A 6,188-nucleotide genomic window follows, 5' to 3' on the forward strand; every position below is an offset into this window, starting at 1 on the left:
GGTATGCAGTTGCGGGCACCCAGAATTGGGTGCGGGCTACTTGTGGCGTGGGCGTATTCTGGGGCAATCCACCTCGTCATGCGGCCGCGCCACGGCGCGCCCCTGGAGCTGGTATTTGGAAAAACCCGTGCCCACCACGCCATGGTCGGTCATATCGTCAACCGCGATGATGCGTCGGCTCATGTGCTGGCCTCGCCCATCCACGTCCAGACAACCAGCGCTTCATCAGATGGCGAAAGCCCGAAGCGGATCATCGGCATCCCTTTTTGCCGCAGGATGCCGGACTTGCTGGCCACCCAATCCGCCTGAGGGTGTCCGGTCGGAAGCGAGGCGCGCCAGATGCCGGACAGAGGTGTGGTTTCGCCTGGGCGCACCGTGACCGGATCGCCGGTCTGCGTCGGCGGTGCGTTCACGCGGAAGCGCACACCATCCAGCAGCCTGTCCCAGAGGGCCACGGCTTCCTCGTCCGTCAGCGAGGCCTGATCCGCAGCGCCGATGCGATTGGCCGCCACCTTGGTGTACATCTTGGCGCCGATCACCGCTGGATGCAGCGTCGTTCGCTCCCTGCCAACAGCTTCCCACTCGAAGTCATGCGTGCCATCCGCACGGCGGACCAGCGATTCTTCCCCTTGCCAGACGCCGACCGTGCGCTTGCCCTCGCGCAGGGTCGTCAATTTCGGGTAGCGGCTACCCAGGTACTTCCTTTGCTCGGCAATCGAAGTCAGCAGACCAGGTTCGCCGTCCACGCTGGCCAGCTTGTTGGAGTCCACCGAAAAGCTGACATCGGGCAGGCTGGGCAGCCGAATGCCTGCGCCAAAGATCTCCTGATAGCTGCCGGACGCGTCCGCGACGAAGCCGTGGTCGATGCAGACGCCGGGGGCCGTGGGGATGTCTGCGTTGTCGCGTGCCCGGATACCACGCACTAAGGGGGCGAGCTTATCGCCACCAGTAAACCACTCGAACAGATTCGAACCAGATGCTACGAAGGTATGCTTCATTTCCACCCCGTAGTCGATCGAGAGCTGGTCTTCAAAATATCGAATTTCCCAGCTTCGCGAAGTCGCCGCCTGACCAAAATAGCTAATCTTGGCAGTTCGATCCTTACTAAGAATCTCGCGGCGAAATGACTCCGCTCGTTCTTTCAAGCGCTCCGCTTGTCCGACGTGCGTAATAATCTTGCCGGGAAACTCCCGGAATCCCCACAGCATCTCGGCTTCGACCGGGACTTCCATCACATAGCGGCCAAAGCACACCGGTTTGGTCTTGGCGAAAAGGGTCTGCAGGCGCGGCGACAGCGCAACGGGTTCCGACATCTTGTTCTCCGGATACGCAAACGATTGGCAGCCCGCGAGCAGCAGGCCAGCCAAGACCTTGGTGAAGCCGCGGCGGGTCATTGGCCCCACCATGTCGCAGTGTTGGCAATCCTGATGATCGAATACAGCGCGCTCGCCAGCACCTGGTCATTCTGATAGCTGCCCTGATGCTCGTAGCCAGTTTGCCGGAATAGCGTACCGCGCACGGCTTCGGCGGACGCCTTGGCAGGCACCGTCTGGTCACCTGCGTCAATCGGTGGCTCCAGGCAAAGTGTCAGCGGCTGTCTGCTCTTGGTGCGCACCACGATGCGGCCCTCGGCATCCTCGCTCTCGATGGTCCACGTGAGTGGGTCGCCATGTGGCGCCAGATCGGCCGTCTCCGCCCGCCAGGTCACGCTGCCGTAGGACTTCTGCGAACTGTCTTCGCCGTAGCTGGCATAGGTCGTGGGGTGGTACAGGTCCTTGATGTTCTTGTGGAAAAGCTGCGCGGCGGCAATCCGCTTCTTCGCAAGTGCGTACGGCTCCGCCCCTCTAAGATCCTTATCTGCCGGATTAATCCATTCCGGATTCAGCAGCCGCCACCATGCCTGAGGATTGCGCGTGTAGATATCGTAGACCGGATCGCCCACCGCCATCGGCGGCGCAGGCTTGTCCACGCCCAGCTTCTGATGCAAGTCCAGATCGCTCAGATACGCCTTCAACGGTGCATCCGAGGTAATCGGCAGCGCCATGGCCTGCCGGTAGTCGCCGGTCTGCAGACGCAACCATCCTCGCGGATAGGAGGCGGTCGGCAGCAGCTCCAGCGGCCCCGAGGCATTGGCAAATACCGCCGTCACTTCCTTGCCCGTTCTGCCCATGACATTGCGGGCAATGTTCCCAACCAGATTGTCCTGCACGTCGGACCCTGTGCGCACGCGCTTGTAGGCCGCCCCAGCCCCGAGCGCAGGCTGGACGCTATGGTAGACGCCGAGAATCTTGTCCTGCGCGTTGCCGTAGTCCGGATGCAGCAGTGCGCGAGCCACCAGGCCACCCATCGAGTGCGTGACCACGATCACCTTTTTGCACTGCCGCCCGTTGGCCGTGTACATCCCGATGATTTCGTCGATGCGCCTGGCCAGCTTCTTTGCGGACGTGCCATTGCTTTCCAGCCAGTTGTAGCCCATCGCGTAGACCGGATACCAGCAGTTCGCCACGCGCAGGACATCGGCCTCGGTCAGCGTATCGCCGGCGCCGCCCCAATAGGCGGGGGTGACGCCCAGCACTTCCACCTTCTTGCCCTCCTTCCAGGTCGGCGAGAGATCCCTGGCCACCAGCATGTCATTCAGGTGAGCCTCCATGAGCTTGATCACCTCGCCGTAGGTCTCGAACATGACTTCGCTCCAGCCGCGCCAGCGGGCCTTCTGCGCGGCGGTGGCCTCGTGCTTGCCGCGCCTGGCCTTCCACTGCTCGGCGGCAGGCGGCAGTGGCGCGCTCATCAGCAAGCCGATATCGGGCAGCCCATCGGGGACGTTGCCGTGCCGCTTGTCGGAATTGACCGTCTCTTTGCCGGTCATGTCGAACCTTCCGGCGTCCTCGGTGATCTCGTAACGGTCCACTTCGGTTTCGTCGGGATCGAAGTTCATTTGCCGCCGGCCCGGAGAGTCGTTGCGGCGGGCAAGCGTGTCCCCAGTGTCATCCGGCCGCCAGGCAATGTTGTCATCGCGCTTGAGATCCTCCTGCCGCTTCCGGCTCATGCGAAGGTGGCTCCCCATGATGCCCGGCAGGAAGATGACCGGAATCACCTTGTCAGGCGGCACCGGCAGACTGACGCGGCGCGTGTCGGTCGAAGGTGTGAGTGCAACGACGGCTCCGGCGTGCCCGCCAATTTCTTCGCCGGTTTTCAGATGGATGCGATCAGCGGCCACTTGCGGACTCCAGAATCTGAATCATGATGTTTTCGGCGCCCTGGCTTTGCTGGAGCTTGGTCAGCCCATCGGGGCCGGTGACGCCCTCGATCACGCTGCCGTCGGATTGCGTCAGGCGGAATTTCCGGTTCCTGGCGGGCGAGCCGTCGGGCAGATGCAAGTACACTTCCTGATCGAAATCGCTCTGCGGTAGCGCCAGGGCGCTGGGGTTCATGCCATCCGGGCCATCGACACTGAAATCGGTCGCGTGAATCTGCCTTACCCCGCTCATGCCCTCGACGATCTGCGAGGGAGTCACGCGCATATAGGTCTGTCCGACCTTCAACAGAATGCCCTGGTCGGCCTCGAGAACGATGTCGCCAAGCGCGCGGAAATGAATGTTGCGTTTGGCGGTGCCCTTGATGTCGCCATCCTGCGCTTCGAGCGCAATGTGGTCCGTGGCGGCCACCAGCCGTATGCCGAGGCTGTGCGCGAACAGCGCAATCCGTCGCGCCGCGCTGGCAAAGATGCCGCCGCTGCTGACGATGGATGCGTGCTTGCCAGTCGTGACAGCCAGATGCTCGCCGCTGTGCAATTGGGTGGATTTGGCGGTCGTCGCGGCCAATCCTGCTGCCGACGCAAGGACGAGATGAGGCGCGGTCAACTCGCCATTGACCTCGCCCGAACCGCGGATTTCTTCATCCTGGGCCTTGAGCGCCTTGGCGACGTCCTGCTGTTCCTCATCCTGCGCGTGATGGTGCTGCGCGAGCTGGCCCATGATGTCGTGGGCATGCTGGGCCTGCTGCAGCCGGTCAACCGTCTCGCCCATGTCCTTGTGGTGCGCCCTGGCATCGGGCCGGGCCTCGGTGCTGATCAGCAGGCCATCGCCGCCGCGCACGGCACCGTGCCCATCGGTGCGCAGTTCGAAGCCGTTGCCCCGATGATCCTGGCGACCCCGGTTGTCCTCGATGCGGCTCAGGTAGCCCAGGCTCAGTTGCGAGCGCTGGTAGTCCGAAGACAGCTGGGACTGGATTTGCCCCTTGGTATCGTCGAACACCAGATGACCGCTGCTGGAGCCGTCATGCTCACGGCTGCGGATGCCGGTCAGCGCATGCTGATGCGGTAGCTGCCACGGCGGCATGTTGAGGCTGTTCGGCACCGCGCCCGTCACGATGGGCCTGTCGGGGTCGCCGCCGTCCAGGAACATCACCAGCACTTCGCTGCCGATGCGCGGGATGCTGACCTGGCCGTACTGCGAACCCGCCCATGGCGTCGCCCACGCGCACCCAGCAGGACATCTTGTTGAAGCGGTCCCACGGAAACTGCACGCGCACGCGCCCGAAGCGGTCGGGCCATACGGTATGGCCTTCGGGGCCAACTACCGTCGCGCTTTGCGGGCCAGTGACCACTGGCCACGGGATGCTCAGTGCCGGGCGGAAGACCTCATGGGTGGGGTGACACTCGAATTCGACGCGGCATTGCCACCGCTGGCCTTCACCCGAGGCTTCGGCCACGTCTTCCAGCCTGAGGTTGGCGCCAAGCACCACGTACTCGCGGTTGGCCGCCTGCTGGGGGTGTCCCTTCACGTGCATGGTGCAGCCGGGCACCACCGCGCGCAGGTTGCCGGTGCCAAAGCAGCGCAGGCCGCGCGAACGGATCTCCTCCATGCGGATGCGCGCGATCATGTCGCCTTCGTCCCACGGGCGGTTGTCCGTGGCCGGCTGGGCATGCTCGCTAGGGAAGTCGTACACTTCCTGGTGCAGCGCGCCAGTGTTCAGGCCCGTGTCTCGCGGGTCCGAACTGCAGGCGGTCAGGTTGCCGCGCGGCTGGGTGAAGCTGTAGGCATTGGTCGTGTACTTGCCTGCGACCACGGCATCGACGACCGAAAAAGCATCGAGGTGTTCCTGATCGACCCTGACGCCAGGCGGAAGGATTTCCAGCACCTGATACGCCTCGCTCTGCATGCTGAAATAACCACCGACGTGATCGACCAGAACCAGGCGGTGCTTGCCGTCAGAATGTTCGAAGAACCACGATATTCCCCAGTGCTGCATGAGGCGGGCGATGAAGGTGTAGTCGCTCTCGTCGCACTGGGTGCGGTAGACCCGTCTGGGGTATTTCGCCACGTCGAGCCTGCGCTCAACCGGAAAGGAGTACGCAGACAGGACCTCTTCGATGATCTCGATATCGGTGCGGTTCTCGAAGACGCGGCTGTTCCTGTTCTGGGAGGCGATCCAGAGCCAGGGACGCAGCGTCAGTCCGTAGACGAAGTGCCGCCCTTCGGCGCGCAGGTAGCGGGCACGATCGACAATGCCGCTGATCTCGCGCGTGCCTGCGCCAATGTGTCCCGCCAACCCCGTACCCATGCCGTCGAGTTCGATATGCACGGTCAGCTCGCGCCCGTTCATCTCGCGCAAGTCGAAGTTGCCTTCCGGGCCGTGGAAGTTGTAGGCCTTGTCTGGCGTTTTCAGTTCGATGTCGTATTCGAACAGGCCGCAGACGCCTTCCTTGCCCTCCAGGCGTACGAAGGTGAAGGGGGATTGCCCGAGAATTTCCGGCAAGGCGGGGCCGGAGACCGTGACGGTGCGGGCGGGAAAAGGCAGATTGTCGCGGATACCCATGCGAGCGGCCTCCTGAGAGAGGATTACCGCATGGCACCCGTGTTACGCGCGAAGCACCATCTGCGGAGCGCAGGCGATGTTATCCGCAAAACGGACGTTACACGTGTCAAAGATTGCAACGTTTATCCAAGCCACAGCAAATTAAGACGATTCCTAGCCATCATGCAGCATTTTCCGCTGCTGCCAGCAGTGCCGCCCAGCCCCGATGATCGGAAGCCCGATCAAGGGCGGCTCTCTCGCCGGGTAGCCAGCGCACATTTTGTCGAAAGTTGCCAGAACGTTTTCCGGACCACCAAAGACAAAACCCCTCGCAGCACACGCTGTCGAGGGGTTTTGGGAATAAGAGCCTGGCGATGACCTACTTTCACACG

Annotated in this window: 4 protein-coding genes and 2 pseudogenes; all 6 read right to left on the bottom strand. The window is 62.9% G+C overall.

What is annotated here, in order from left to right; translation table 11 throughout:
• Positions 1-36: 36 nt before the first annotated feature.
• Complete coding sequence (locus AC3WLF_RS29920) at positions 37-183, bottom strand: hypothetical protein (RefSeq protein WP_492317694.1); 147 nt, start codon at positions 181-183, stop codon at positions 37-39.
• A complete protein-coding gene (locus tag AC3WLF_RS29925; RefSeq protein WP_492317693.1) occupies positions 180-1,394 on the bottom strand; it encodes a T6SS immunity protein Tli4 family protein in 1,215 nt (404 codons plus the stop codon). Before AC3WLF_RS29925 ends, AC3WLF_RS29920 begins: the two co-directional genes overlap by 4 nt.
• Positions 1,391-3,217 carry an esterase/lipase family protein gene (locus AC3WLF_RS29930; protein ID WP_492356790.1) on the bottom strand — a complete coding sequence of 609 codons (1,827 nt, stop codon included), beginning with the start codon at positions 3,215-3,217 and terminating at the stop codon, positions 1,391-1,393. The genes AC3WLF_RS29925 and AC3WLF_RS29930 overlap by 4 nt, the downstream gene beginning before the upstream one ends.
• Complete coding sequence (locus AC3WLF_RS29935; RefSeq protein WP_492359230.1) at positions 3,207-4,403, bottom strand: DUF2345 domain-containing protein; 1,197 nt, start codon at positions 4,401-4,403, stop codon at positions 3,207-3,209. Before AC3WLF_RS29935 ends, AC3WLF_RS29930 begins: the two co-directional genes overlap by 11 nt.
• 9 nt (positions 4,404-4,412) lie before the next feature.
• A pseudogene (locus AC3WLF_RS29940) lies at positions 4,413-4,574 on the bottom strand (hypothetical protein); the annotation flags it as partial.
• Positions 4,516-5,817: pseudogene (locus AC3WLF_RS29945) on the bottom strand (type VI secretion system Vgr family protein); the annotation flags it as partial. The pseudogenes AC3WLF_RS29945 and AC3WLF_RS29940, both read right to left, overlap by 59 nt.
• Positions 5,818-6,188: the final 371 nt, after the last annotated feature.

The organism is Cupriavidus sp. FW306-01-F10A (assembly GCF_058782785.1).

What these genes read in the sequence shown, in the direction of transcription:
- AC3WLF_RS29935 (WP_492359230.1), bottom strand. Translation starts at nt 4,403, where the DNA reads ATGTTCCTGGACGGCGGCGACCCCGACAGGCCCATCGTGACGGGCGCG.
- AC3WLF_RS29920 (WP_492317694.1), bottom strand. Translation starts at nt 183, where the DNA reads ATGAGCCGACGCATCATCGCGGTTGACGATATGACCGACCATGGCGTG.
- AC3WLF_RS29925 (WP_492317693.1), bottom strand. Translation starts at nt 1,394, where the DNA reads ATGACCCGCCGCGGCTTCACCAAGGTCTTGGCTGGCCTGCTGCTCGCG.